General features: G+C 69.1%; 25 protein-coding genes and 2 pseudogenes. 13 read left to right on the forward strand and 14 right to left on the reverse strand.

The window, feature by feature from the left end:
• The first annotated feature begins 68 nt into the window (after window positions 1–68).
• Entirely contained in the window at window positions 69–1,415 is a 1,347-nt protein-coding gene (locus IE145_RS04240) for a YibE/F family protein (protein WP_189518934.1), read from the forward strand.
• 75 nt (window positions 1,416–1,490) lie between these two features.
• Here IE145_RS04240 and IE145_RS04245 read toward each other — a convergent pair whose 3' ends face one another.
• The 4 genes from IE145_RS04245 to IE145_RS04260 form a co-directional block, all read right to left on the reverse strand.
• Window positions 1,491–1,928, reverse strand: coding sequence for an SsgA family sporulation/cell division regulator (locus tag IE145_RS04245; RefSeq protein ID WP_024263706.1), 438 nt, complete (start codon window positions 1,926–1,928; stop codon window positions 1,491–1,493).
• 101 nt (window positions 1,929–2,029) lie between these two features.
• The gene (locus tag IE145_RS04250) at window positions 2,030–2,806 is read right to left on the reverse strand and encodes an IclR family transcriptional regulator (RefSeq protein WP_280931300.1); all 777 of its coding nucleotides are present in this window, start codon (window positions 2,804–2,806) and stop codon (window positions 2,030–2,032) included.
• A gap of 352 nt (window positions 2,807–3,158) precedes the next feature.
• Window positions 3,159–3,371 carry a DUF5326 family protein gene (locus IE145_RS04255; RefSeq protein WP_006126031.1) on the reverse strand — a complete coding sequence of 71 codons (213 nt, stop codon included), beginning with the start codon at window positions 3,369–3,371 and terminating at the stop codon, window positions 3,159–3,161.
• A gap of 157 nt (window positions 3,372–3,528) precedes the next feature.
• Complete coding sequence (locus tag IE145_RS04260) at window positions 3,529–3,846, reverse strand: cupin domain-containing protein (protein ID WP_069743704.1); 318 nt, start codon at window positions 3,844–3,846, stop codon at window positions 3,529–3,531.
• Between the two features lie 87 nt (window positions 3,847–3,933).
• On the opposite strand from IE145_RS04260, the gene IE145_RS04265 reads away from it, so the two are divergent.
• From IE145_RS04265 to IE145_RS04280, 5 genes and pseudogenes are all read left to right on the forward strand, one after another.
• Window positions 3,934–4,311, forward strand: a complete 378-nt coding sequence (locus IE145_RS04265; protein ID WP_189518935.1) for a phage holin family protein — start codon at window positions 3,934–3,936, stop codon at window positions 4,309–4,311.
• A 187-nt stretch (window positions 4,312–4,498) separates the two neighbouring features.
• Window positions 4,499–5,623: a cystathionine gamma-lyase gene (locus IE145_RS04270; RefSeq protein WP_189518937.1), complete on the forward strand. Its 1,125-nt coding sequence runs from the start codon at window positions 4,499–4,501 to the stop codon at window positions 5,621–5,623.
• 75 nt (window positions 5,624–5,698) lie between these two features.
• A complete protein-coding gene (locus tag IE145_RS04275; protein ID WP_010060465.1) occupies window positions 5,699–6,178 on the forward strand; it encodes an NUDIX domain-containing protein in 480 nt (159 codons plus the stop codon).
• Between the two features lie 119 nt (window positions 6,179–6,297).
• Window positions 6,298–6,633, forward strand: a pseudogene (locus tag IE145_RS33295) (DUF2269 domain-containing protein); the annotation flags it as partial.
• Window positions 6,634–6,640: 7 nt separating this feature from the next.
• Window positions 6,641–7,555, forward strand: coding sequence for a GNAT family N-acetyltransferase (locus IE145_RS04280; protein ID WP_189518939.1), 915 nt, complete (start codon window positions 6,641–6,643; stop codon window positions 7,553–7,555).
• Window positions 7,556–7,671: 116 nt separating this feature from the next.
• Here IE145_RS04280 and IE145_RS04285 read toward each other — a convergent pair whose 3' ends face one another.
• Entirely contained in the window at window positions 7,672–8,883 is a 1,212-nt protein-coding gene (locus IE145_RS04285; RefSeq protein WP_189518941.1) for an MFS transporter, read from the reverse strand.
• A 140-nt stretch (window positions 8,884–9,023) separates the two neighbouring features.
• Here IE145_RS04285 and IE145_RS04290 point away from each other — a divergent pair, with 140 nt between their 5' ends.
• A complete protein-coding gene (locus IE145_RS04290) occupies window positions 9,024–9,482 on the forward strand; it encodes a MarR family winged helix-turn-helix transcriptional regulator (protein WP_189518943.1) in 459 nt (152 codons plus the stop codon).
• Between the two features lie 30 nt (window positions 9,483–9,512).
• Window positions 9,513–9,965 carry a GNAT family N-acetyltransferase gene (locus tag IE145_RS04295; RefSeq protein ID WP_128818052.1) on the forward strand — a complete coding sequence of 151 codons (453 nt, stop codon included), beginning with the start codon at window positions 9,513–9,515 and terminating at the stop codon, window positions 9,963–9,965.
• Between the two features lie 58 nt (window positions 9,966–10,023).
• Here the strand turns inward: IE145_RS04295 and IE145_RS04300 are convergent, their stop codons facing one another.
• The 3 genes and pseudogenes from IE145_RS04300 to dnaB form a co-directional block, all read right to left on the reverse strand.
• Window positions 10,024–11,400, reverse strand: coding sequence for a serine hydrolase domain-containing protein (locus tag IE145_RS04300; protein ID WP_189518945.1), 1,377 nt, complete (start codon window positions 11,398–11,400; stop codon window positions 10,024–10,026).
• Window positions 11,401–11,479: 79 nt separating this feature from the next.
• Window positions 11,480–11,641, reverse strand: a pseudogene (locus tag IE145_RS04305) (TetR/AcrR family transcriptional regulator); the annotation flags it as partial.
• Window positions 11,642–11,660: 19 nt separating this feature from the next.
• Window positions 11,661–13,136 (reverse strand): replicative DNA helicase, encoded by a 1,476-nt coding sequence (gene dnaB / locus IE145_RS04310; protein ID WP_006126016.1) that lies wholly within the window; start codon window positions 13,134–13,136, stop codon window positions 11,661–11,663.
• Window positions 13,137–13,594: 458 nt separating this feature from the next.
• On the opposite strand from dnaB, the gene IE145_RS04315 reads away from it, so the two are divergent.
• The gene (locus IE145_RS04315) at window positions 13,595–14,932 is read left to right on the forward strand and encodes an MATE family efflux transporter (RefSeq protein WP_189518948.1); all 1,338 of its coding nucleotides are present in this window, start codon (window positions 13,595–13,597) and stop codon (window positions 14,930–14,932) included.
• A gap of 198 nt (window positions 14,933–15,130) precedes the next feature.
• On the opposite strand, the gene rplI is transcribed toward IE145_RS04315, so the two are convergent.
• From rplI to rpsF, 4 genes are all read right to left on the reverse strand, one after another.
• Window positions 15,131–15,577 (reverse strand): 50S ribosomal protein L9, encoded by a 447-nt coding sequence (gene rplI / locus IE145_RS04320; protein WP_030576021.1) that lies wholly within the window; start codon window positions 15,575–15,577, stop codon window positions 15,131–15,133.
• An 18-nt stretch (window positions 15,578–15,595) separates the two neighbouring features.
• Window positions 15,596–15,832, reverse strand: a complete 237-nt coding sequence (gene rpsR / locus IE145_RS04325; protein ID WP_003967857.1) for a 30S ribosomal protein S18 — start codon at window positions 15,830–15,832, stop codon at window positions 15,596–15,598.
• Between the two features lie 43 nt (window positions 15,833–15,875).
• Complete coding sequence (locus tag IE145_RS04330) at window positions 15,876–16,490, reverse strand: single-stranded DNA-binding protein (RefSeq protein ID WP_032764602.1); 615 nt, start codon at window positions 16,488–16,490, stop codon at window positions 15,876–15,878.
• A 74-nt stretch (window positions 16,491–16,564) separates the two neighbouring features.
• On the reverse strand, window positions 16,565–16,855 hold the full coding sequence (rpsF, locus tag IE145_RS04335; RefSeq protein WP_006126011.1) for a 30S ribosomal protein S6: 291 nt from the start codon (window positions 16,853–16,855) through the stop codon (window positions 16,565–16,567).
• Between the two features lie 333 nt (window positions 16,856–17,188).
• Between rpsF and IE145_RS04340 the strand changes: the two genes are divergently transcribed.
• The 3 genes from IE145_RS04340 to IE145_RS04350 all read left to right on the forward strand — a co-directional run bounded on the left by IE145_RS04340 (window position 17,189) and on the right by IE145_RS04350 (window position 19,901).
• Window positions 17,189–17,500 (forward strand): hypothetical protein, encoded by a 312-nt coding sequence (locus tag IE145_RS04340; RefSeq protein WP_006126010.1) that lies wholly within the window; start codon window positions 17,189–17,191, stop codon window positions 17,498–17,500.
• A 172-nt stretch (window positions 17,501–17,672) separates the two neighbouring features.
• Window positions 17,673–18,791, forward strand: a complete 1,119-nt coding sequence (locus tag IE145_RS04345) for a lipid II:glycine glycyltransferase FemX (RefSeq protein ID WP_006126009.1) — start codon at window positions 17,673–17,675, stop codon at window positions 18,789–18,791.
• Between the two features lie 78 nt (window positions 18,792–18,869).
• Entirely contained in the window at window positions 18,870–19,901 is a 1,032-nt protein-coding gene (locus IE145_RS04350; RefSeq protein ID WP_003967862.1) for an alanine racemase, read from the forward strand.
• 35 nt (window positions 19,902–19,936) lie between these two features.
• Here the strand turns inward: IE145_RS04350 and IE145_RS04355 are convergent, their stop codons facing one another.
• Together IE145_RS04355 and IE145_RS04360 are read right to left on the reverse strand one after the other, a co-directional pair.
• Complete coding sequence (locus IE145_RS04355; RefSeq protein ID WP_189518951.1) at window positions 19,937–21,448, reverse strand: glycosyltransferase family 87 protein; 1,512 nt, start codon at window positions 21,446–21,448, stop codon at window positions 19,937–19,939.
• Window positions 21,449–21,607: 159 nt separating this feature from the next.
• Window positions 21,608–24,307 carry a transglycosylase domain-containing protein gene (locus IE145_RS04360; protein WP_229825322.1) on the reverse strand — a complete coding sequence of 900 codons (2,700 nt, stop codon included), beginning with the start codon at window positions 24,305–24,307 and terminating at the stop codon, window positions 21,608–21,610.
• A gap of 400 nt (window positions 24,308–24,707) precedes the next feature.
• On the opposite strand from IE145_RS04360, the gene IE145_RS04365 reads away from it, so the two are divergent.
• The gene (locus IE145_RS04365) at window positions 24,708–25,415 is read left to right on the forward strand and encodes a PadR family transcriptional regulator (protein WP_189518953.1); all 708 of its coding nucleotides are present in this window, start codon (window positions 24,708–24,710) and stop codon (window positions 25,413–25,415) included.
• Window positions 25,416–25,452: the final 37 nt, after the last annotated feature.

Consider the following 25,452-nt stretch of genomic DNA (forward strand, 5'->3'; position numbering starts at 1 on the left):
GCCTCCACGCTAGCGTCCTTTCCGGCGAGCTGACCAGAGGGGCCTCCTGTTCTTGCGATGATCGCCCCGTGACCTCCCCTCAAAGCGACCCCGCACCCCAGCCGCCCCAGGGCCACACCCACGCCCACACGCACAGCCATGGCCCGGCCGCCCCGGTCTCCCGCCATCTGCGCAAGGTCATCGCCGCCGTGCTGATCCCGTTCGCGACGGCCGTCGTCGTCGGTCTGATCGCGTTCTGGCCCGGCGGCGTGCCCGACCACGAGCGCACCGGTGTCGGATTCGACCGGCAGACCCAGGACGGCAAGGTCGTCCAGGTCGTCAAGGTCGACTGCGCGGACGTCAACGCCGCGCAGGTGCCCCCGACCGGTGACACCTCCACGCCCGCGGGGCGGGAGGCCGTCAACGAGCAGGAGGGGGAGTGCGCGAAGGCCACCATCGAGGTGACCAGCGGCGAGGACAAGGGCCGACGGTTCGTCGAGGTGGTCCAGCCGGACGCGCCCCGCCAGCTGAAGGAGGGTCAGGGCGTGGTCGTCGCGTACGCCCCCGACGCGCCGCGCGACCTCCAGTACTCGGTGACCGATGTGAACCGGAAGGTCCCGATGGCGCTGCTGGCCGGGATCTTCGCCCTGGCGGTGGTCCTGGTGGGCCGGATGCGCGGGGTGATGGCGCTGGTGGCGCTGGCCGTGTCGTTCGCCGTGCTGACGCTCTTCATCCTGCCGGCGATCCTCCAGGGCTCGAATCCGCTGGTCGTGGCGGTGATCGGGTCCAGCGCGATCATGCTGGCGGCCCTCTACATGTGCCACGGGGTGACGGCCCGTACATCGGTCGCGGTCATCGGCACGCTGATCTCGCTGCTGCTGATCGGGCTGCTGGGCTCCCTGTTCATCGGCTGGGCCAGTCTGAGCGGCAACACCGACGACAACACCGGCCTGATCCACGGTCTCTACCCGGACATCGACATGAGCGGTCTGCTGCTGGCGGGCGTCATCATCGGTTCGCTCGGCGTGCTCGACGATGTGACGGTCACCCAGACCTCCGCCGTCTGGGAACTGCACCAGGCCGACCCGGAGATGGGTTGGAAGGGGCTCTACCGGGCAGGTATCAGAATCGGGAGGGACCACATCGCCTCGGTGGTCAACACCCTCGTGCTGGCGTACGCGGGCGCGGCGCTGCCCCTGCTGCTCCTCTTCTCCATCGCCCAGAGCAGCGTGGGCACGGTGGCCAACAGCGAGCTGGTCGCCGAGGAGATCGTCCGCACGCTGGTCGGCTCGATCGGACTCGTCGCCTCGGTGCCGGTGACCACGGGGCTCGCCGCGCTGGTCGTCTCCGCGGACCGCACGGGGCCGGACGGCGCACAGGCGGCTACGGCCGCACCCGCACGGACCGGCCGGGGCCGCCGCCGTAAGACGGGGTGACGGGCCGCCGGGTACGCCGGGGAGCGGGGGCGGACCGCGGGGACGAGCGGGCGACGCACGGCAGGGTGCGCCCGGTCAGCCGGCGTTCTGCTCCTCGGCGAGGATGCGGCCGAGCGCGTCCTCCAGGTTCCCGTCGAAGTCACCCAGCGTGTGCTCCTGACCGAGCGGCACGAGCTTGTCCGTCCGGTCGAGAAACGCCACCAGCGGCGCCGTCCCCGCACGGAACAACGCGCGATCCGCCCCGACCTGAAGCCGGATGTGCACATCTCCGAGCCCCTCGGGCTCGGTCGGGCCGATGTGCACATCTCCGTCGCCGCTCGGGCTGTTGAGCCCGTCCAGCAGTAGTTCGCGTCCGAACGCCCAGGTCACAGGGGCATCGCCGGGCAGGTGGAACGTCATCCGGATGGCATACGGATCGCCGACCTCGTACCGGAGCTCCACCGGAATACGGAACGAGAGCTCCTCGGAGACGAGGAAGCTCATCATGACCTCTGCTTGAACCGACTCGCGCATCGTTCAACCCCGCAGTAGATGAAACTGGCCAGGAATGATCCCCCATGGCCCTATTGACGCCATCGTGGTGCACGCGATAGCAGATCACAAGGAGTGATTTTTCAGATACTGATAGAGAACACGAACGAACGCAAGAGGCTGGCGACTTCGCCACGTAGCTGTTCGACTGCGGGCAGCAACCGATCCTCCCGTTCCAGGGGTACGGAAATGGCCATCGCCGCAATGGTGGCACCGGCCGTGACCGGAATCGCGGCACAGACGGTCCCCAGTGCGTACTCCTGGCGTTCGATGACCGGTTCACCTCGTCGGAGGGTGCGCAACCGCTCCAGAAGCGTGGCGCGATCTCGCACTGAGTAACGAGTGAGGGGCCGAACAGGATGCCGGTCGAGGTGGTCCTCGCGGGCCCTCTCGTCGAGCTGGGCGAGCAGACACTGCCCGATGGCGTGCGCGTGGGCGGTTTCCCGGAACGAGGCCCACTCCTCCACCGCGGGGGTGTCGGGGGCGTCCGCGACCGCGATGAGGTCGATCTCGCCGTCGCAGTAGACGGCGCAGTACACCGGCGCTCCGATGACGTCCCGCCAGCGGTCGAGGGAGTCGGCGACGGAGATGGGGCGCGGGCGCCCCCTGACGCCGGGCGCCGCGGTCAGGTTCTCGGCGGCCGCGCCGAAGAGGAAGACACCGTTCTCACGGCGGAGATAGCCCTCATGGGTGAGCGTGCGCAGCAAGTGGTACGCGGTCGGAAGCGGAAGCCCCGCCTCTCGCGCCAGTTGCTTGGCGGGAGCGCCGTCCCGATGAGCGCCCACAGCCTCCAACAGCCTCAACGCCCGCTGAACCGAACCGATCAACGTCGGGACAGCGGTGCTCGATGCCGTGGTCAAAGGTCACCCCCAGGCATGGTGACGGGCCTTCGGCCCTCCCGTGGGGGCCGCCCCCACGGGCCTGCCGCGATCCCGAGGACCGGAGGGGACCGGAGATCCGGTGACCGTGACCGGCGAGGACCGATCCGGGCGCCGGCGATCGGAGGCCAACGACCGGACTGTCGTACCCAGGAGCGATCAGGCGATCGGCAAGGTGACAGAAAGTCACATTCCGGATGGCGGCAGCGGTTTGCCACTGTATCGGCCGCCTGCGGCAGACGGGTGGTTTCCTCCGGGACTTAGCTCTGCTGGGCTAATCCCGCCCGAGTCGGACGGGACAGGCCGGCCCCCGTGCCGGCCCGCGGTCCGTGGACTACCAGTCACCGCGCGAGGATGACGACGACATGAACTTACGGACGACGAAAATCAGTCCGCCGACCAGCACGACGAAGATCAGCGCCTTGAAGAGCAGGCTGATCACAAAGCCGACCACGCTGGCGATCAGACCGCCGAACACGAAGATCGCAATGACGGGCACCGCGATCCACTTCACCCACCAGGGCATTCCCGCGAATATCTCCCGCACGGCCATCGCCTCTACCTCGTCTCTGTGAGTCCCTTGCCTCGATGCTAAAGGCGCGTGGGCGTCCGGTGGGCGCGCGCAGCCCTTGAAGACCCCTGATCGAGCCCCTAGGGATCCCCGACAGGAACGCCCTCCCCCGGCAGGGTCCGGGCCGGGCGGCTCAGCCCTCCGGCGGCGAGAAGACGACCATCACCCTGAGGTCCTCGGTGATGTGGTGGAACTTGTGGGCCACGCCGGCGGGCACATAGACGACGCTCCCCCTGCCGACCTGGGTCGTCTCCGTCCCCACCGTGATCGACGCCCGCCCGCTGACGACGAAGTAGACCTCGTCCTGCTGATGGGGCTGCTGCGGATCGAGCTCTCCCGCGTCCAGGGCGTACAGACCGACCGACATGTTGCGCTCCCGCACGAACTGCAGATAGGCGCCGTCGTTGGCGGCCCGCTCCGCCTCCAGCTCGTCCAGTCTGAATGCCTTCATGGCCCGTCCCGCCCCTTGTGCCCGCGCTGTCGGCTGTGCCTGTGCTGCCGGTGTCCACCACCGACCGTGTCTGCCACGATCAGACACATGAAGAATTTCGTAGTCAAGACGATCGCCAACGCGGGTGCGCTGGCCGTTGCCATCTGGCTGATCGGCAACATCACGCTGGAGGGCGGCAGCACGGGCCGCAAGGCCCTCACTCTGATCCTGGTGGCGCTGATCTTCGGCGTGGTGAACTCCGTGGTGAAGCCGGTGGTCCAGCTCCTGACCTTCCCGTTGTTCATCCTGACGCTGGGGTTGATCACCCTGGTGGTCAACGCCCTGATGCTGTTGCTGACCTCCTGGCTGGCCGACGTGGTCGATCTCAGCTTCCACGTCGAGGGGTTCTGGACGGCGGTGCTCGGCGGGCTGATCATCTCGGTGGTGTCCTGGGCGCTCAATGTCGTCCTGCCCGACGAGAACTGATCCGGAGACCCGGGGCCCGGCACCTGGCACCTGGTACCGGGCACCTGGCACCTGGCACCTGATACCCGGCACGGCCGGATCCCAGCATTCGGGATTCCGATACGCGGCAGGAGGCTGCTCCCGGCCTCTCTGGAAGAGTGCAGGGGACACCGGTCTCCACTCGGGGAGAACAGCAAAGGAGCAGAGCATGAGCACCATGGGTGACGGAACACGTGCGGTACGCGCCGGGCTCCCGGAACCGGAGCAGTTCGAACCCCCGCTGCCCGGCCCCGTCTTCGCCGCGCACTTCCACCTCTCCGGCGAGCCGGTGGGCCCGTACACCTACGGCCGGGAGACCAACCCGACCTGGACCCACCTGGAGCGGGCCATCGGTGAACTGGAGGCTCCCGGCGAGGAGGTGGGCACGACGGTTTTCGCCTCCGGCATGGCGGCGATCACCGCGGTACTGCTCTCCCAGGTCCGCTCGGGCGACGCCGTGGTCCTGCCCGACGACGGCTACCAGGCGCTCCCCCTCGTACGGGAGCAACTGGCGGCGTACGGGGTCGAGGTCCGGACCGCGCCGACCGGCGGTGACGCCCAGCTGGCCCTGCTGACCGGGGCGAAGCTGCTGTGGCTGGAGAGCCCGTCCAACCCGGGCCTGGACGTCTGCGACATCCGGCGGCTGGTGGAGGCCGCGCACGCGGCGGGCGCCCTGGTCGCCGTCGACAACACCCTGGCCACGCCGATCGGCCAGCGTCCGCTGGAGTTGGGCGCCGACTTCTCCGTAGCCAGTGACACCAAGGGCATGACCGGCCACGGCGACATCCTGTTCGGCCATGTGACCTGCCGCGACCCCCGGCTGGCGGCGGACGTGCGGCGCTGGCGCAAGGTCGTCGGGGCGATCCCCGGACCGATGGAGGCCTGGCTCGCCCACCGTTCGCTGTCCACCCTCCACTTGCGCATCGACCGGCAGTGCACCAACGCCCTCGCCCTCGCCGAGGCACTGGCCAAGCGGGCCGAGGTGACAGGCCTGCGGTATCCGGGGCTGCCCACCGACCCGTCGTACGCCGTCGCCACCCGCCAGATGCGGCGCTTCGGGTCCGTGGTCTCCTTCGAACTGGCCGACCGGGACACCGCGGATCGGTTCCTGACCGCTCTGCGCCTGGTCGATGACGCGACGAGCTTCGGGGGCGTCCGGTCCACCGCGGAGCGCCGGGGCCGCTGGGGCGGCGACGCCGTCGCGGAGGGCTTCATCCGCTTCTCGGTCGGCGTGGAGGACCCCGAGGACCTGCTCGCCGATGTCCAACAGGCGCTGGACGCGGCGGTCCGGTAGGACAGGGCCCAGGGCCTTTCGTCCGGATCAGGCCGGAGGAGTTTCAGACGGCTCTCCGCGGGCCACTCTCTTGCCATGACCGAACGTCCTGTGGTCAAGCGCACCGCACGCGCCGTCCTGCTCGACGGCGACGATCTCATCCTGATCAAGCGCACGAAGCCGGGAGTCGATCCGTACTGGCTCACGCCCGGCGGCGGGGTTGAGCCGGAGGACGCCACCGTCGTCGACGCACTGCACCGCGAAGTCGACGAGGAACTCGGCGCCAAGATCGTCGACGTGGTGCCGTGCTTCGTCGACACCGTGGAGCACATCGCGGACGGCGGCGTGACGGGGGTGAAGGTCCAGCACTTCTTCGTCTGCCGGCTGGCGTCGATGGACGTCTCCCTGCGACACGGACCGGAGATCGACGAGCCCACCGGGGAGTACGAGATCGTCCGGGTCCCGTTCAGCCGGGTCGGGATCGCGGCCGTGCACCTCGTTCCGCTGTCCCTGCGGCACTACCTGGACGGCAACATCGAAGGCGTACGCGCGATGCACGCGCCCGACCTGGGCTGACACCCCGCGACGGGTCCACGTCCCCGTACCGGCCAGGGCTTCTGCTCCCCGGCCGGTATCCGTGGATACTCCCGCTGCGGGGACGCCCCGGGGTGGTCGGGCTCGGCATCGTGTTTCACGTGAAACCACTCAAGCGATCCGTACGCCGAGGGCGCCTCGTCGCCCATGGCGCCGTCTCCGTCAGCTGGCTCGGCCTGACCACCGGTCTGCTGGCGCTCGGCATCACCGCGTTCACCACCGGAGGCCCCGCCACTGTGGGGGCCGCCGACGTGGCCGCCGTTGGGGCCGTCGACGTCAACCTCGTGATCGCGCCGTCGGTGGCCACCGCCATCTACCTCTTCATCACCACGATCTCGATCCTCAAGCCCTGGGGGCTCCCCCGGCGGGGCAGGCGGCTGCGGTTCTCGGCCAGTTCCGCGAAATCGGTGGACGCGCGATCATCCCGTCAGACAGCCTGGCCCCATGCACAGCCCTTCACCCCGTTCCCTCGTCGACCTGCCGATCCGACGCCTGAACCGGGGAGACCTGGTCCCCTGCGCCGATCTCTGCGAGGACCGCGGCTGGCCGCGCGACGAACACCGGTGGGGCCTGCTGCTTTCGGCCGGCACCGGGTACGGGATCGACGCCCCGGATGGCAAGGGCCTGGCGGCGACCTGCCTGACCATGCCCTACGGGTCCGAATTCACCGCCGTCGGCATGATGCTCGTCGCCGGACGCTACGCACGCCAGGGGATCGCCCGCCGGCTCATGCGGCACGTGATGGAGACGGCGGGGGACACCCCGCTCGCCCTGTACGCCACCGAGCAGGGGCAGCCGCTCTACGAGAACCTCGGCTTCTCCCCCGTGGGCCGGGCCGAACGCGTCGGCGGCCGTTTCGAAACGATCGGCTCCGGCGGCTCGGGCTCGACCTCCCCCGCCTCGTCGGTCCTTCCGTCGGCGGCCTCTTCCGTGACCACCCGGCCGGCCGCGGCGGACGATCTGCAGGCGATGGTCCGGCTCGACCTCCCCGTGTTCGGCACCGACCGGACCCATCTCCTCGCCCGGCTGCCCGCCTTCGCCGACCGGCTCCAGGTCGCCGAGGACCACGGCGATCTGGTCGGCTACGCGGCGCTCTGGCCGAGCGGGCAGGCCGAGGTCGTGGGGCCGCTGATCGCCCGGGACACGGCCACCGCGCAGGCCCTGGTCGCGGCCCTGGCCGCCACGACGGACCGGCCGCTGCGGGCCGATGTCGACGCCCGGCACAAGGAACTGCTCGGCTGGCTGGTGGAGCGCGGTCTTGAGCCCCTCTCCCGGACCACGGTGATGACGTACGGCATCCCGGATCTGCCCGGTGATGCCGCCCACAGGTTCGCCCCGCTCACCGTCGCGACGGGCTGACACGGAAACAGCCGCACCGTCACGGGACGGTGCGGCTGGAGCGCGGTCGGGCGGTCGCGGTGTGGCCGATGCGCGGTACGAGCGGTCACGCCGCGCGGGCGCGGAGACGCCCGGGTTCAGTGCCGGGCGGCCGCCACGGGGGTCGGCGCGGAACTGTTCCCGGCGACGATCCGGCCCTTCCCGGTCTCCCGGCGCTCCAGGAGGCTGGAGAGCACCGCCAGGACCAGCGCCGAGGCGGCGAGCGCGGCGCCCACCCAGTTCGGGGCCGTGTAGCCGAGACCGGCCGCGATGACGAGACCGCCGAGCCAGGCGGACAGGGCGTTGCCGAGGTTGAAGGCCCCGATGTTGACGGCGGAGGCCAGCGTCGGCGCACCCGCCGCCTGGTCGAGGACCCGCTTCTGGAGCGGCGGCACGGTCGCGAAGCCCAGGGCGCCGATCAGGACGATGGTGACGGCCGCGGCGACCTTGTTGTGCGCGGTCACCGTGAACAGGCCGAGGACCACGGCGAGCGCGCCGAGCGACACGTACAGCAGCGGCATCAGACGGCGGTCGGCGAACTTGCCGCCGATCAGGTTGCCGCCCACCATGCCGAGGCCGAAGAGGACCAGCAGCCAGGTGACGGACGAGGCCGAGTAACCGGCGACCTCGGTCATCATCGGGGTGATGTAGGTGATGGCGGCGAAGACTCCGCCGAAGCCCAGGACGGTCATGGCCATCGCCAGCAGCACCTGGACATTGCGGAACGCGGCCAGCTCGTGGCGGACGCGTACGCCTTCCGCCTTGGGCTGCTCCGGTACGAGCTTGGCGACACCGAGGAGGCCCACGACGCCCAGGGCGGCGACGACGAGGAACGTGGTCCGCCAGCCCGCGGTCTGTCCGAGATACGTGCCGAGGGGAACGCCGATGACGTTGGCGACGGTGAGTCCGGTGAACATCATGGCGATGGCCCCGGCCTTCTTCTGCGGGGCGACCAGGTCGGCCGCGACCACCGAGCCGATACCGAAGAAGGCACCGTGCGCGAGCGAGGCGATCACGCGGCCGGCGAGCATGACGCCGAAGACCGGGGCGAGCGCGGACACCACGTTGCCCACGACGAACAGCCCCATGAGCAGCATCAGCATGCGTTTACGGGTGACACGGGTGCCCAGCAGCGTCATCAGCGGGGCTCCGAGAACCACACCGAGCGCGTAGCCGGTCACCAGGAAGCCCGCGGTCGGGATCGAGACCTGGAAATCACCGGCGACCTCGGGGAGCAGGCCCATGATCACGAACTCGGTCGTTCCGATCCCGAATGCCCCGATGGCGAGAGCGAGGAGCGCTAGCGGCATGGGTTTGGCCTTCCCTGAAGATTGCGTCTGCGCCTTACGAGCGTCCACAATAATTGCAGACGCTGGTTAATTGCAAACGCGGGCTATTGCGGATGTCCCCTATCCTGGAGTCACGCGGCTCCCGTACGGAGGAGAGAGACATGACGGCGACCGACCCCGCCCTGACTGCCATCGCCCAGAGCTGGTGCACGCTCTCGCTGCTTCACGGGAAGATCGAGGCCCGTATCGAGCGGGCCCTCCAGACCGGCCACGGACTCAGCGCACGCGAGTACTCCCTGCTCGACGTGTTGAGCCGGCAGCACAACGGTGTCGGCGGGCATCTCCAGATGAAGCAGGTCGCCGACGCCGTCGTCCTCAGCCAGAGCGCCACCACGCGGCTCGTCACCCGGCTCGAGGACCGTGGGCTGCTGACCCGCTATCTGTGCGACACCGACCGCCGGGGCATCTACACCGACGTCACGGAGGCCGGGCTCGCCCTGCTGGAGGCCGCCCGGCCGACGAACGACAGTGCGCTGCGGGCGGCGCTGGACGAGGCGGCGGAGAACCCGGAGCTCGCCCCTCTGGTCAGGGCGGTCGAAGAGCTGAAGGCTCCGGTCTGACCCACCCTGGATCGCCTTATGCTGCCGATCATGAGCGATCTCGAAATACGCCCCGCCACGCCGGACGACCTGCCCGCGGTGGTCGCGATGCTCGCCGACGACCCTCTGGGCGCCCAGCGCGAGTCACCGGACGACCTCACCCCGTACCAGGAGGCGTTCCGGCGGCTGGCCGACGACCCCAACCAGCACGTGGTCGTCGCTGTCCGCCGGGACCGCGTCGTCGGCACCCTTCAGCTCACCATCATCCCGGGGCTGTCCCGCCGGGGCTCGACACGCTCGATCGTCGAGGGCGTCCGCATCCACGGCGACGAACGCGGCAGCGGCCTCGGTACCCAGCTCATCCAGTGGGCGGTGGACGAATCCCGCCGCCAGAACTGCCAGTTGGTGCAGCTGACCTCGGATGTCACCCGCGAGGACGCTCACCGCTTCTACGAGCGGCTCGGCTTCACAGCGAGCCATGTGGGCTTCAAGCTGGCGCTCTGACAGACAAAGCCGGGTGGGTGTTTCACGTGGAACACCCACCCGTTCACCGGTCCTGGACTCAGCCGCCGAGCCCCCGCCAGCCTTCCGCGTCCACACCGCCGGGCACGGCTGCCCCCGCCTCGTACGGCTCACGTGTGAAGACGAACGAGCCGAGGTCGAGGTGGTCCACCGAGCCGTCGTCCTTGCGCACGACACGCAGGGTCTCCCCCGCGTAGTAGTCGTTCTGGCCCGTCCAGGTGCCGTCCGACCGGTAGGTGAAGGCCGCACCGCGCCCCTTGCCGCCGAGCGGTGTGAGCTGGAGGCCCCGGTCCCCCGTGAGGCTCAGCGTGAACGTGCTGGTGCCCCAGTGCCAGACGCCGGTCAGCGCGAGCAGTTCGTCGTCCACCTCGGGCAGCGGACGCCAGGGCTCCGGGATCCGTGGCTCGGCCTCGACGACGATGCCCAGGAGCTCCGCGGCCACCGTCGCGGCGGGCAGCCCGGAGGTGACATTGGCGAGGGCGACCGCCGCCACGCCCTCCTCCTCGCACACCCAGAGGCCGGCGACGAATCCGGGCAGCGATCCCGAGTGCCCGAAAAGCACGCGCCCCTCTCCGCCGACGAGTTGGAGCCCCAGGCCGTAACCGCTCCCGCCTTCCTCGACCGGAACGGCGGGCGTCCGCATCTCCCGCACCGAGGAAGCCACCAGGACCCGGTCGTCGCCCTCGGTCAAGAAGGCGGCGAACCGCAGCAAGTCCTCCGCGGTGGACCAGAGCTGACCGGCGGGCGCCATGATCCCGAGATCCTCGGCGGGCTCGCTCAGCATGACGTCCGCCCAGGGGTGGACAGCCCATCCGCCCGCGTGCGGTGCCACGGGGGTGTTCGTCGTACGGTGCATGCCCAGCGGTTCCAGGATCTCGCGGCGCAACGCCTCATCCCAGGAGACGCCGCGAACCGCTTCCACCAGCGAACCGAGCAGCGTGTAACCGGGGTTGGAGTAGTGATGGCGGTGCCCGGCCGGATGCATCTGCGGACGGTCGCCCAGCACATCGGCGATCTCCGGCCGCAGGCTGCCGGGCGTCCGCTCCCACCAGGGCGCCGGCGTCTCAGCTCCGAGCCCCGCACTGTGGCAGAGCAGCTGACGGACGGTCGCCCCGCCCACGCCCGTACCGGGAAGGTGCTTCTCCAGGGGGTCGTCCAGGTCGATGAGCCCCTCGTCCCGCAGCCGCAGCACCAGAACGGCCGTGAACGTCTTGGTGATCGAGCCGATCCGGTACTGCGTATCGGCGTCGGGAGCATGCCCGTCGACACACGTACGCGCCCCGCTCCACACCTTCCGCCCCTGCCGCCCCACCGCAGCCACGAGGGACGGCGCACGCCCGTCGCGCTGGGCGACGGCGATGCGGTGCAGCAGAGCGCGCCGGGTACTGGGAAGCAGGTCTTCGCCGAGAGAAGTCATGGTCCAACCCTTATCCGACCGGCCGCTCCCTGACGAACCCATTTTCCGGGAAGCCCCGGCATGGTCACAGCAAGTGGTGGTCGTCCGCTGCCAGCAGGGCGACCCGGCCACGCAGATCCTCCAGGCCGCAGACGTGTGTGTAGAGGCTCGCGCCCTTCACGCCCAGTCGCCGCGCCCCCTGCGACCTCGTCACCCGGTCGAGCCCGATGCCGTCCGCCGGCTCCGCACCCGCGACCGTCACGGCCTCCGCGTCTTCAGCGTCAGGTCTGTGCCATGTCGACGAAGCGGGAGTAGTGGCCCTGGAACGCCACGGTGATGGTGGCCGTCGGGCCGTTACGGTGCTTGCCGACGATGATGTCGGCCTCGCCCGCGCGCGGTGACTCCTTCTCGTACGCGTCCTCGCGGTGGAGCAGGATGACCATGTCGGCGTCCTGCTCGATGGAGCCGGATTCACGCAGGTCGGAGACCATCGGCTTCTTGTCCGTACGCTGCTCGGGGCCACGGTTCAGCTGCGAGAGCGCGATCACCGGGACCTCCAGCTCCTTGGCCAGCAGCTTCAGGTTTCGGGACATGTCCGAGACCTCCTGCTGACGGCTCTCGGACCGCTTCGACCCACCGGCCTGCATCAGCTGCAGATAGTCGATGATCACGAGCTTGATGTCGTTGCGCTGCTTGAGCCGTCGGCACTTCGCGCGGATCTCCATCATCGACAGGTTGGGGGAGTCGTCGATGTAGAGCGGGGCGGCCGAGACCTCGGGCATCCGGCGCGCGAGCCGCGTCCAGTCCTCGTCCGTCATCGTGCCGGACCGCATGTGGTGCAGTGCCACCCGCGCCTCGGCCGACAGCAGACGCATCGCGATCTCGTTGCGCCCCATTTCGAGGGAGAAGATGACGCTGGGCAGGTTGTTCTTGATCGACGCGGCGCGCGCGAAGTCCAGCGCGAGCGTGGACTTGCCCATCGCGGGGCGGGCCGCGATGACGATCATCTGGCCGGGATGCATGCCGTTCGTCAGGGCGTCGAGGTCCGTGAAGCCCGTCGGCACACCGGTCATCTCGCCGCTGCGCGAGCCGATGGCCTCGATCTCGTCGAGCGCGCCCTCCATGATGTCGCCGAGGGGGAGGTAGTCCTCGCTGGTGCGCTGCTCGGTGACCGCGTAGATCTCAGCCTGGGCGGAGTTGACGATCTCGTCGACGTCCCCGTCCGCCGCGTATCCCATCTGCGTGATCTTCGTGCCCGCCTCGACCAGCCGCCGCAGCACCGCCCGTTCGTGGACGATCTCCGCGTAGTACGAGGCGTTGGCCGCGGTGGGCACGGACTGCACGAGGGTGTGCAGATACGGCGCTCCGCCGACCTTGGTGATCTCTCCGCGCTTCACCAGTTCGGCGGCGACCGTGATCGGGTCGGCCGGCTCGCCCTTGGCGTAGAGGTCGAGGATCGCCGTGAAGACGGTCTCGTGGGCGGGGCGGTAGAAGTCGTGGCCCTTGATGACCTCGACGACCTCGGCGATCGCGTCCTTGGACAGCAGCATGCCGCCGAGGACCGACTGCTCGGCGTCGACATCCTGGGGCGGGACCCGCTCGAAGCTGGGGGCGCCACTGTCCCAGGCCTCGTCCGAGCCGCGGTCGTGGCGGTCCTCGCGCCCCTTGCGGTCCCCGCGACGCTGGCGGGAGACAGGCAGACGGTCCCCGGGACCGGTCTCGGTCCAGGGGTCGTCCAAAGGCTCGGGAATGCTCACCGGGCCGCCTCCTCCCGTCCGCGTCGCGGACCTAGCCGTGCCACTCTTTCTTACGGCACGGCACCGACAAACAGGTCGCCCGACTCCACTTCCGGCGCGTCTGGTTCGGAGGAATCCGGTGCCGGAACGGAGTGCGGGCGCCGCACCACGGTAGGCCCCTCCGCACCGTCAGCCAATCTGGTTATCCACAGGGCATGTGGACGACGGACCAGATGCTGTGGAGAACCCTGCCGAACCTGTGCACGGATCGGGGGACAGCACTGTGGACAAACTCATAGCGTCACCACCACAGCCACTCTGACCTGCACGTTCTCCGTCCACTGACTGTGGGGGAGAAAAACTTTCGCCCTCATTTCAAGATCACCGCAAACGGTGCGAGGCGGCTACCCCCAGCCAAGCATCAGTAAGGACCACTGGCCAGTTGCATCTCTTACCTGTGGAAGATTAGATTGGCCCCCATGACCCAGGCCCCCGCGACCCCGAAGAACGGCCGCCGACGACACGACCGCGAGATCATCGCCCTCGCCGTCCCGGCGTTCGGCGCACTCGTCGCCGAGCCCCTGTTCGTCATGGTCGACAGCGCCGTCGTCGGCCACCTCGGCACCCCGCAGCTGGCCGGCCTCGGCATCGCCGCGGCCCTCCTGATGACGGCCGTGAGCGTCTTCGTCTTCCTCGCCTACGCGACCACGGCGGCCGTCGCCCGCCGAGTGGGGGCGGGCGATCTGCCCGCCGCCATCCGTCAGGGCATGGACGGTATCTGGCTCGCCCTGCTGCTCGGAGCCGCAGTCGTCGCCCTTGCGATGCCGACGGCCCCCTGGCTCGTCGACATCTTCGGCGCCTCCGACACCGCGACTCCTTACGCCATCACCTATCTGAGAATCTCCATCCTCGGCATCCCGGCCATGCTCGTCGTGCTCGCCGCCACCGGCGTACTGCGTGGCCTCCAGGACACCCGCACCCCGCTGTACGTCGCCATCGCCGGTTTCACGGCGAACGCCGTCCTCAGCGTGACCCTCGTCCACGGCGCCGGGCTCGGCATCGCCGGGTCCGCCTGGGGAACGGTGATCGCCCAGGCGGGTATGGCCGCCGCCTACCTCGTCGTGGTGATCCGCGGCGCCCGGAAGCACGGTGCGTCCCTGCGCCCCGACGCGGCCGGGATCCGGGCCAGCGCACGGGCCGGCGTACCCCTGCTGATCCGGACCCTGTCCCTGCGAGCCGTGCTGATGATCGCCACCGCCGTCGCCGCCCGGCTCGGCGATGTCGACATCGCCGCGCACCAGATCATCCTCTCCCTCTGGAGCCTGACCGCCTTCGCCCTCGACGCCATCGCCATCGCGGGCCAGGCGATCATCGGCCGGTACCTCGGGGCGGACGACGAGAAGGGCGCGCGCGAAGCCTGTCGCCGCATGGTCGAGTGGGGTATCGGCTGCGGCATTGTGCTCGGCGTCCTTATCGTGCTCGCGCGGCCCCTGTTCATCCCGCTCTTCACGAGCGACCCCTCGGTGAAGGACACCCTGCTCCCCGCGCTCCTGGTCGTGGCGGTCTCCCAGCCGATCGCGGGCGTGGTCTTCGTCCTGGACGGCGTTCTGATGGGAGCCGGTGACGGACGCTATCTCGCCTGGGCGATGCTGGTGACGCTCGCCGTCTTCGCCCCCGTCGCACTCCTGGTGCCCTCACTCGACGGCGGGCTCACCGCGCTCTGGTGGGCGATGACCCTGATGATGGCCGTCCGTCTGATCACGCTCTGGGTGCGCACCCGGTCGGGCCGGTGGATCGTGACCGGAGCCACGCGCTGATCAACTCGATCCGCCGACTGTTCCGACGTCTTCCCCGGGGGCTGTTTCACGTGAAACAGCCCCTCGCTGAACCGCCACGTGTTTCACGTGAAACACGTGGCGTCCGGTCGCAACGCCTCCGAACACGATGCATCCAGACACAGCGAAGGGCCGCACCCACTGGGTGCGGCCCTTCAGTGGCTCTGCTGAGCTCTGCCCTTAGGCAGCAACGACCTCGACGCCGAGCTTCGCTGCGACCTCGGGGTGCAGACGGACGGACACCTGGTGTCCGCCGAGCGTCTTGATCGGCGAGCCGAGCTCGACGCGACGCTTGTCGACGTCGGGACCACCGGCAGCCTTGATCGCCGAGGCGATGTCGGCCGGGGTCACGGAGCCGAAGAGACGGCCGGCGTCGCCGGAGCGAACGGCCAGACGGACCTTCACGCCCTCGAGCTTGGCCTTGATCTCGTTGGCCTGCTCGATCGTCGCGATCTCGTGGATCTTGCGGGCGCGGCGGATCTGCGCCACGTCCTTCTCGCCGCCCTTGGTCCAGCGAATGGCGAAGCCACGCGGAACCAGGTAGTTGCGGGCGTACCCGTCCTTGACGTCGACGACGTCGCCGGCGGCACCGAGGCCGGAGACCTCGTGGGTGAGGATGATCTTCATGCTGTTGTCACCCTTCCCTTATCGCGCGGTGGACGTGTAGGGCAGCAGCGCCATCTCACGGCTGTTCTTGACTGCCGTGGCGACGTCACGCTGGTGCTGCGTGCAGTTGCCGGTGACGCGGCGGGCACGGATCTTGCCGCGGTCGGAAATGAACTTCCGCAGCATGTTCGTGTCCTTGTAGTCCACGTACTGGGTCTTGTCCTTGCAGAACGCGCAGACCTTCTTCTTAGGCTTGCGCACAGGCGGCTTCGCCATGGTGTTTCTCCTGTGTGATCAAGAAGTGGGGGTACGAGCTGCCCTAGAAGGGCGGCTCGTCCGAGTAGCCGCCGCCGGAGGAGCCGCCGGAACCGCCGGAGCTTCCGCCCCAGCCGCCTCCGCCGCCCTGCTGTCCCCCGCCCTGGCCGCCGGCCGGCGAGCCGGTCGCCCACGGGTCGTCGGCGGATGCACCGCCGCCGCCCTGCTGGCCACCGCCACCGGGACCGCCGCCCCAGTTGCCGCCGCCCTGCTGGCCGCCGCCGTATCCACCCTGGCCGCCCTGACCACCGCGACCGGTGGTCTTGGTGACCTTGGCCGTGGCGTTCTTGAGGCTGGGGCCGACTTCCTCGACGTCCAGCTCGTAGACCGTGCGCTTGACGCCCTCACGGTCCTCGTAGGACCGCTGCTTCAGCCGGCCCTGCACGACGACGCGCATGCCTCGCTGGAGCGATTCCGCGACGTTCTCCGCCGCCTGACGCCAGACCGAGCAGGTGAGGAACAGGCCTTCGCCGTCCTTCCACTCATTGGTCTGCCGGTCGAAGATGCGGGGAGTGGACGCGACACGGAACTTCGCGACCGCCGCACCGGACGGGGTGAAGCGCAGCTCGGGGTCGTCGACGAGATTGCCGACGACCGTGATGACGGTCTCGCCTGCCATGGGTGAACCTCTCGGCGGGGATTGCTTCTGGCTGCTTGCTGCTACTCGGACCCGAAAACCGCTGAGCTAGATGCTCAGTGGACTTCGGGACGGAGGACCTTGGTCCGGAGGACCGACTCGTTCAGGTTCATCTGGCGGTCGAGCTCCTTGACGACCGCAGGCTCGGCCTGCAGGTCGATGACCGAGTAGATGCCCTCGGGCTTCTTCTTGATCTCGTAGGCGAGCCGACGACGGCCCCAGGTGTCGACCTTCTCCACCTTTCCGTTGCCCTCACGGACGACGGAAAGGAAGTTCTCGATCAGCGGGGAGACTGCTCGCTCCTCGAGATCGGGGTCGAGGATGACCATCACCTCGTAGTGACGCATGTGGAACCCACCTCCTTTGGACTCAGCGGCCACGGTCGTTCCGTGGCAGGAGGGTCGTGATGCGTGATGCAACGGCGTCTCCGAGGAGCACACCCGGCATGGAGAATCCGCTCCCGAACGATCCCGTGGAGGAGGTTCGGGGAGAGGCTCGCCGTGGTGGCCTGGGCAGACACCGGTGCAGACCGTACAGAGTACCCGCAGACCGGCTTCCGGTTGAAATCGGGAGCTCAGAGGGCACAATCGAGACAGATGCGGTGTGAGAGGCGCTACACCCGCCGCAGCGGCTGAGGCGCTGGATCCACCCGCCCCACCTGTCCGGCCAGGAGGTACTCCATGGCACAGACCATCCGCCCCGCAACCGGTTCGCTTTTCGCGACGGACGGCAAGCCGCACCCGCTCCAGGACACCCTGCTCGCCGTGACCCTGGTCCTGGGCGCCCTCGCCTTCGTGACGGCGATGTTCCACCACCTCCACCTGATCAGCTCGTGGGCCGGGCTGGTCGGCATCCTGACCGGTGGATACGGGATGTACGTCTCCAGGACCACCGGCGAGCGGTTCGGCCTGATCATCGGGCTCGGCGCGTCCGCCGTCGGCTTCTTCCTCGGCATGGCCCACGGCGGTCTCTTCGGCGGCGTGATCACCTGACCGGAGCACCGGCCGGAACGCGGGCCGGTGCGGGTGCCCGGGCACTCGCACCGGCCGGCGTCGCGTCCGGTCCCCCGGGGGCCAGGCCGGGCGCCCCTCGGCCACAGTAGGCTTCGGCGCGAGAGCCGGAGCCCCTGACCGATGGGGACACACCTGCCGAGGAGCGCCCCGCATGAGCCTGACCCTGAGGACCATCAGCCGAGAGCAGCATCTGGCGTACATCCAGAGCCTGCCCTCGGCCAGTCACTGCCAGGTCCCGGCGTGGGCTGATGTGAAGACCGAATGGCGCTCGGAGAACCTGGGCTGGTTCGACCGGGACGGCCAGATCGTCGGCGCGGGCCTCGTCCTGTACCGCCAGCTGCCCAAGATCAAGCGCTACCTGGCGTACCTCCCCGAGGGCCCGGTCATCAACTGGTACGCGCCGAACCTGGACGACTGGCTCCAGCCGATGCTCGCCCACCTCAAGCAGCAGGGCGCCTTCTCCGTGAAGATGGGCCCGCCGGTGGTCATCCGCCGCTGGGACTCTGCGGCCATCAAGTCCGGCATCCAGGACCCGGACGTGAAGCGCCTGCGCGACGTCGAGGCCACGCACATCGAACCGCGCGCCTTCGAGGTCGCGGACCGGCTGCGGAAGATGGGCTGGCAGCAGGGCGAGGACGGCGGCGCCGGATTCGGTGACGTACAGCCCCGCTACGTCTTCCAGGTGCCACTGGCCAACCGCTCCCTGGAAGACGTCCTCAAGGGCTTCAACCAGCTGTGGCGCCGCAACATCAAGAAGGCCGACAAGGCCGGCGTCGAGGTCGTCCAGGGCGGCTACGAGGACCTGGCCGAGTGGCAGCGGCTGTACGAGATCACCGCCGTGCGCGACCACTTCCGGCCGCGCCCGCTCTCGTACTTCCAGCGCATGTGGACCGTCCTCAACTCCGAGGACCCCAACCGGATGCGGCTCTACTTCGCCCGGCACAACGGCGTGAACCTCTCCGCGGCCACGATGCTCGTCGTCGGCGGACACGTCTGGTACTCCTACGGCGCCTCCGACAACATCGGGCGCGAGGTCCGGCCGTCGAACGCGATGCAGTGGCGCATGCTGCGCGACAGCTACGCGATGGGCGCGACCGTCTACGACCTGCGCGGCATCAGCGACTCGCTGGACGAGACCGACCACCTCTTCGGCCTGATCCAGTTCAAGGTCGGCACCGGCGGCGAGGCCGTCGAGTACGTCGGCGAGTGGGACTTCCCGCTCAACAAGCTGCTTCACAAGGCGCTCGACATCTATATGTCGCGCCGCTGACCGACTTCAATACCCCTCACGGCACCACCCGTTCGTTCCCTGATTCACCGCAGCCACCAGAAAGGTTCCGGGCCGGCCATGGCGCTCTCCCTCTACGTCGACACCGCGCGCTGGCGGGCGCACCAGAAGTCCGTGATCGACCAGTTCCCCGGTCTCGTACCCGTCTGCAAGGGCAACGGCTACGGCTTCGGCCATGAGCGCCTCGCCGACGAGACGATCCGCTTCGGGTCCGACACCCTCGCCGTCGGGACGACCTACGAAGCGGCCCGGATCAAGGACTGGTTCAGCGGGGACCTGCTCGTCCTGACCCCGTTCCGGCGGGGCGAGGAGCCCGTACCGCTGCCGGACCGCGTCATCCGGTCCGTCTCCTCCGTCGACGGGGTGCACGCCCTGGTGGGCGCCCGGGTCGTCATCGAGTGCATGAGCTCGATGAAGCGCCACGGCGTCAAGGAGGAGGAGCTGGGGCAGCTGCACGCGGCGATCGAGGACGTACGGCTCGAAGGCTTCGCGCTGCACCTGCCGCTGGACCGCACCGACGGCTCCGACGCCGTCGAGGAGGTCATCGGCTGGATGGACCGGCTGCGCGCGGCCCGGCTGCCGCTGCACACCATGTTCGTCAGCCACCTGCGCGCCGAGGAGCTGGCCCGGCTCCAGCAGCAGTTCCCGCAGACCCGCTTCCGCGCCCGGATCGGCACCCGGCTCTGGCTCGGCGACCACGAGGCCACCGAGTACCGGGGGGCCGTCCTGGACGTCACGCCGGTCGTCAAGGGCGACCGGTTCGGCTACCGCCAGCAGAAGGCCGCGTCCGACGGCTGGCTGGTCGTCGTGGCCGGAGGCACGTCCCACGGGGTCGGCCTGGAGGCGCCCAAGGCGCTGCACGGCGTGATGCCGAGGGCCAAGGGCGTCGCCCGCGCGGGCCTGGCCACGGTCAACCGCAACCTGTCGCCGTTCGTCTGGGCGGGCAAGCAGCGGTGGTTCGCCGAGCCGCCGCACATGCAGGTGTCGATCCTGTTCGTCCCCTCGGACGCCCAGGAGCCGCGGGTCGGCGACGAGCTGGTCGCCCATCTGCGCCACACGACCACCCAGTACGACCGGCTCGTCGACCGCTGAGCCGCTGAGCCGGCCGTTCCGAGAAGCCCCCCGGCTCAGCCGTTCCGGGTGGGCGTCGCACCCCACTCCACCTGAGGCCCGTCCGTCCGAGCCGCGTGCCCGGACGGACGGGCCTCGGGTGCGAGCACGAACGCGTCCGGAGCCCCGTCGAGCACACCGCCCGACGGGTCGTCCGACCCGTCCGCGCGCACCGGGTCCTTCTCCGGCAGCAGGATGTCCCGGACGACCAGCGCGCACAGGTACAGCGTGCCCAGCAGGTGCAGGGCGATCGCGACCTGATAGCCCTCCTGCGGCAGCCCCTGGTGCGTGTCCCCGCCGCTGGTGTAGGCGAGGTAGAACCAGATCCCGAGGAAGTACAAGACCTCGCAGGTCTGCCAGATGAGGAAGTCGCGCCAGCGCGGCCGGGCCAGGACGGCCAGCGGAATCAACCACAGCACGTACTGCGGTGAGTAGACCTTGTTCGTCAGGATGAACGCGGCCACCACCAGGAACGCCAGCTGGGCGAAGCGCGGCCTGCGGGCCGCGGAGAGCGCCAGCCCGGCGATGCCCGCGCAGAAGACGACCATGAGGACGACCGAGGCGGTGTTGACCGTCTCCACGTCGATGGGCTTGCCGGTGCGCTGCGTGATGATCAGCCAGAACGAGCCGAAGTCGATCGGCCTCTCCTGACTGAAGGTGTAGAACTTCCGCCACCCCTCGGGGGCGAAGATCATCACTGGCAGGTTCACCGCCAGCCAGGCCGCGCCCGCGCCCAGCAGCGCCGTCCCGAACTCGCGCCACCGGCCCGCCCGCCAGCAGAGCACCAGGAGCGGGCCGAGCAGCAGGACGGGATAGAGCTTGGCGGCCGTGGCCAGGCCGATGAGGATCCCGAAGGCGAGCACCCGGCCCCGGGACCACATGAGCATCGCCGCGGCCGTCAGGGCGACGGCCAGCAGGTCCCAGTTGATGGTCGCGGTGAGGACGAACGCGGGCGCCAGCGCGACCAGCAGACCGTCCCAGGGGCGCCGCCGCTGCGTGCGGACGGTGCAGACGGCGATGACCACCGCGCAGATCATCAGCATGCCCGCGTTGACCATCCAGTACATCTGCTCGCGCTGCTGGATGGGGTCGCTGTCGGGCGTCAGCGTCAGCCAGGCCGCCACCTGCATGAACACCCCGGTCAGCACGGGGTACTCCAGGTACTGCATATCGCCGCTCAGCCGGTCGAAGTACGGCACGAGGCCGTCGGCGAAGCCGCGTCCCAGAAAGAGGTGCGGAATGTCGGAGTAGCAGGCGTGCGTGTACTGCGAGGTGGCGCCCCGGAACCAGGCCCATTCGTAGCAGGGGATCTTCTGCACCATGCCGAGGGCGAACATCCCGATCATGACCAGCGCGACGACACGCACGGGCGTGAGCGGACCGTCGCCCAGCCGCGCCCAGCGCCCCACGCGGCCACCGAACAGCTCGCTGCCGGCCGCCGCGACCTCGTCCTGATCGGTGGGCCGCACGACGGGCGGTTCCTCGTGCACGCTCGTGTCTTCTGCGCTGGGGCTCGGCATGCCGCACATCCTGCCGTACGGGGCTGTGTGCGGGGCAAGGACCGTCCGGGGGACACAAAAGGAGGCCGCCGGGGTCCGGGAACGTGGCGAGGGCCGCCGTACCGGTGGGTACGGCGGCCCTCGCCACGGTGCTGAGCCGGCCCATGAGGGAAGCGGCCGACGGTCCGGCTATCCGGAGTTGCCCCAGATGGAGCCGGTCCCACCCGGGTTGCCGTTGGCTCCCTGGGCTCCGCCGTCGTTGTCACCGCCGTCGGTCGTTCCTGTGTTGTCGCCACCACCGTCGGCTCCGGTGCTGTCGCCACCACCGTCCGCGCCGCCGTTATGGGCTCCGCCGTCAGCGCCCGCGTTCGCCCCACCGTCGGCCGCCTGGCAGTTCGGGTCGAAGATCCCGCAGGTCCTGGTCGGCGTCGGGGTCGGGCTCGGGGTGGTCTGGGTCGGCGTCGGAGTCGGGCTCGGCTCCTCGGAGGGCTCCTCCGAGGGCGTCGGGCTGGGGGTCGGGCTGGGGCTGACCGCGCCGCCGCCCCACACGACCTCGCCCGGGTCCTGCGGCTCGGGGAAAGAGATGACCTTCTTGCCCTTCATCGCCCCGGTCATGTAGTCGTGCCAGATGGAGGCCGGGAACGAGGCTCCGTGGATCTTCTTCTCGCCCCCCGTTCCGAACATTTTCTCGAACTCTCGCTCCTTGTTCGTCTCGTCGTCGTCGAGCCGGAACATGCTGATGGCGGTCGAGATCTGCGGGGTGTACCCGACGAACCAGGCGGACCGGTTGCCGTCCGTCGTACCGGTCTTGCCCGCGGCCTCACGCCCCTCCAGGCGGGCGGGAGTGCCTGTCCCGTTCTCCACGACGTTCTTCAGGACGTCCGTGACGTTGTCGGCGATCATCGGGCTGAAGGCACGCTTGGGCTTCTTCTTGTGCTGGAAGACGACCACGCCCCCCTGCTTCACCTCGGTCACCGAGTAGGTGTCGTTCTGCTGACCACTCGTGGCGAAGGTCGCGTAGGCCCCGGCCATGCGGATGGCGCTGGGCGACGAGGTACCGATGGAGAACGAGGGCACGGTCGAGTTCGCCATGAACTTGTCGTCCTTGAGACCGGCGGCGACGGCGACGTCCTTGACCTTGTCCGTACCGACATCCATGCCGAGCTGCACGAACGGGGAGTTGGCGGACTTCTCCATGGCCGTCCGCAGGTCGATCTCGCCGTAGTCGTAGTCGCCGTCGTTGACCTGACGCCATTCGTTGTCGTCCGGGTCCAGCCAGATCTTGCCCGTGTAGTCCCTGATCCGCAGGCGGTTGTCGCCGTTGTAGATGCTCTTCGGCGAGATCTGGGTGCGCTGGGACTGGGGCTGGTCCGCAGGACCGGAGGGGTCGCGCACGCCGTACTGCATGGCCGCAGCCAGCACGAAGGGCTTCCACGTCGAACCGACCTGGGCGCCGGTGGCGTCGGCGTTGTTCGTGAAGTGCGTGGTGGCGTCCTGGCCGCCGTACGTGGCGATGATGGCGCCGGTCTTCGCGTCCACGGACGCTCCGCCGAACTCGACGTGCGTGTCCGTGTCCGGGCGCTCCTCGGGCCGGATCTTCGCCTTGTAGACCTTCGTCACCGCTGCTTCGAGCTGCTCCACCCGCTTCCTCTGGAAGGTGGTGTGGATTTCGAAGCCGCCCAGTTCGAGCTCCTTGGCGGTGATGCCCTTGTCGTTGTTGGCGAGGAAGTAGTTCTTGGCGAGCTCCACCAGGTAGCCGGTCTGGCCGCCCAGCTTGGCGTCCTTCACCTTCGGTCGCGGCATCGGGAACTTCGTGTACTTGGCGCGCTCGGCCGCCGTCATCCGGCCGTCCTTGACCTGCTCGTCAAGGATCCACTTCCACCGAGCCTTGGCCCGCTTCGTGTTCTTCTCCGCAGTCGCGTTGTTCTTGTCGATGTCGGGAGCACCGGCGGGGTCGTAGTAGCTCGCGCCCTTGAGCAGGGTGGCCAGGAAGGCGCACTCGCTCGGGTCCAGCTCGGTGGCGTCCTTCTCGTAGTAGGTGCGGGCGGCCGCCTGCAGACCGGAGGCTCCCCGCCCGTAGTAGGAGACGTTGAGGTAGCCGGCCATCACGTCTTCCTTCTTCTCCTCGCCGGCCACCTTGAGCGTGATGAAGAGTTCCTTGAACTTTCGGGTGAACGTCTGGTCCTGGGACAGCCTGGAGTTCTTGACGTACTGCTGGGTGATGGTCGACCCGCCCTGGGTCTCACCACCCGTGGCCATGTTCCACACCGCGCGCCCGATACCCATCGGGTCGATGCCCCGGTCCGTCTCGAAACTCTTGTTCTCGGCAGAGATCACGGCGTTGCGCATCGCCTCCGGAATCTGCTCGTACTTGAGCATCTGGCGGTTCACCGCACCACCGGTCGCGACCATCTGGCTGCCGTCGGCCCAGTAGTAGACGTTGTTCTGGGCCTTGGCCGTTTCGTTGATGTTCGGCTTGGCCACCAAGGCGTACGAGATCCCCCCCACGCCCATCAGCACCCCGAGGAACCCCAGACAGAGCCCCGAGACCAGCTTCCACGAGGGCACCCAGCGACGGAACCCGTACTTGCCGTAGCGCGGGTAGTCGATCATCCGCTTCTTGCCGGGACCACCGTGGTCGCGCCCCCGGCCCCCGGGGCCGTCGCCACCGCGTCGGCGGCCGCCGCGCTGCGCCGCGCGGCGGGCCTCGGCGCGGCTGCCGTACTGGCGCTCCTCGCCGTACGCCTCGGACGGCGATTCGGAAGGTGATACGGAAGTGGCTCTGCGTGACGGAGCTGCTCGGCGTCCGGTCGACTGCTGGGCGGCTCGTCTGGCCGCGGCACGCCCGCCACCCTGTGGCTGCGGCGATTTGCGACGGTGCTCGCTCATGGAACGACTACTCCTCGGGCAGGCGAGAGCGCCTGGAAGCGGCAGTTGAGATCCGGTCCCCCCGAATTACGGACAAGCCACTGCGGAAGGCTCATCCGCAGTACATCCGGCAGTCCGCGATGACTGACGCGCGCCAGCGTCTCGCGGTTCCCGGTGGTCTGCATGCCGCACAGACTACGCACGGTCAAAACCCGCCTAGGGCCGAACTTCACCCCAAACAACGCAAGTCGAACCCTGGGAATTGCTGATGTGACGCCGCTCACGAAGGTCACCCTTGTCGAACAGGACCGACCGATCTATCGTGCTGATGTATCGAGTCGATACATCAGCACGGCATAAGGGCACCGGTGCTTTCGGTGGACCCTGCCGACCGAAGCAGCGGGAGAAGGAGGAGGCACCGGTGAGCCGACGCTCCGGCATCCTCGAGTTCGCCGTGCTCGGCCTGCTCCGCGAATCGCCGATGCACGGCTACGAGCTGCGCAAACGCCTCAACACCTCGCTGGGGATCTTCCGTGCGTTCAGTTACGGGACCCTCTACCCCTGCCTCAAGACGCTGGTTGCCAGCGGCTGGTTGATCGAGGAGCCCGCCGGGGACTCTGCGGACACCGCGCCGGTCACCGGACGCGCGTCCGCTTCCTCCTCCTCACTGACGGGACGCCGGGCGAAGATCGTCTACCGGCTGACGCCAGAAGGTAAGGAGCACTTCGAGGAGCTGCTGTCGCACACCGGTCCGGACGCCTGGGAGGACGAGCACTTCGCGGCGCGCTTCGCCTTCTTCGGCCAGACCGAACGCGATGTGCGGATGCGGGTGCTCGAAGGCCGGCGCAGCCGGCTGGAGGAGCGTCTGGAGAAGATGCGCGCCTCGCTCGCCCGCACCCGTGAACGACTCGACGACTACACACTTGAGCTGCAGCGGCACGGCATGGAGTCCGTGGAGCGCGAAGTGCGCTGGCTGAACGAGCTCATCGAGAGCGAGCGGTCGGGACGGGATCGGCGACGATCCTCGCCCGAGGGCTCTGCTCAGCAGGACACACCTGGAGAGACGGGCGGCCTGCCCCGGCACCGGGACAACACCCCGCCGGATCCGTCCGACGACACCGCCAAGTGAAGTCATCGCACTCCGCGGCGACTTCATCGGAAACACC

Source organism: Streptomyces sindenensis (genome assembly GCF_014649035.1).
GTDB classification, from domain to species: Bacteria; Actinomycetota; Actinomycetes; order Streptomycetales; family Streptomycetaceae; genus Streptomyces; species Streptomyces sindenensis.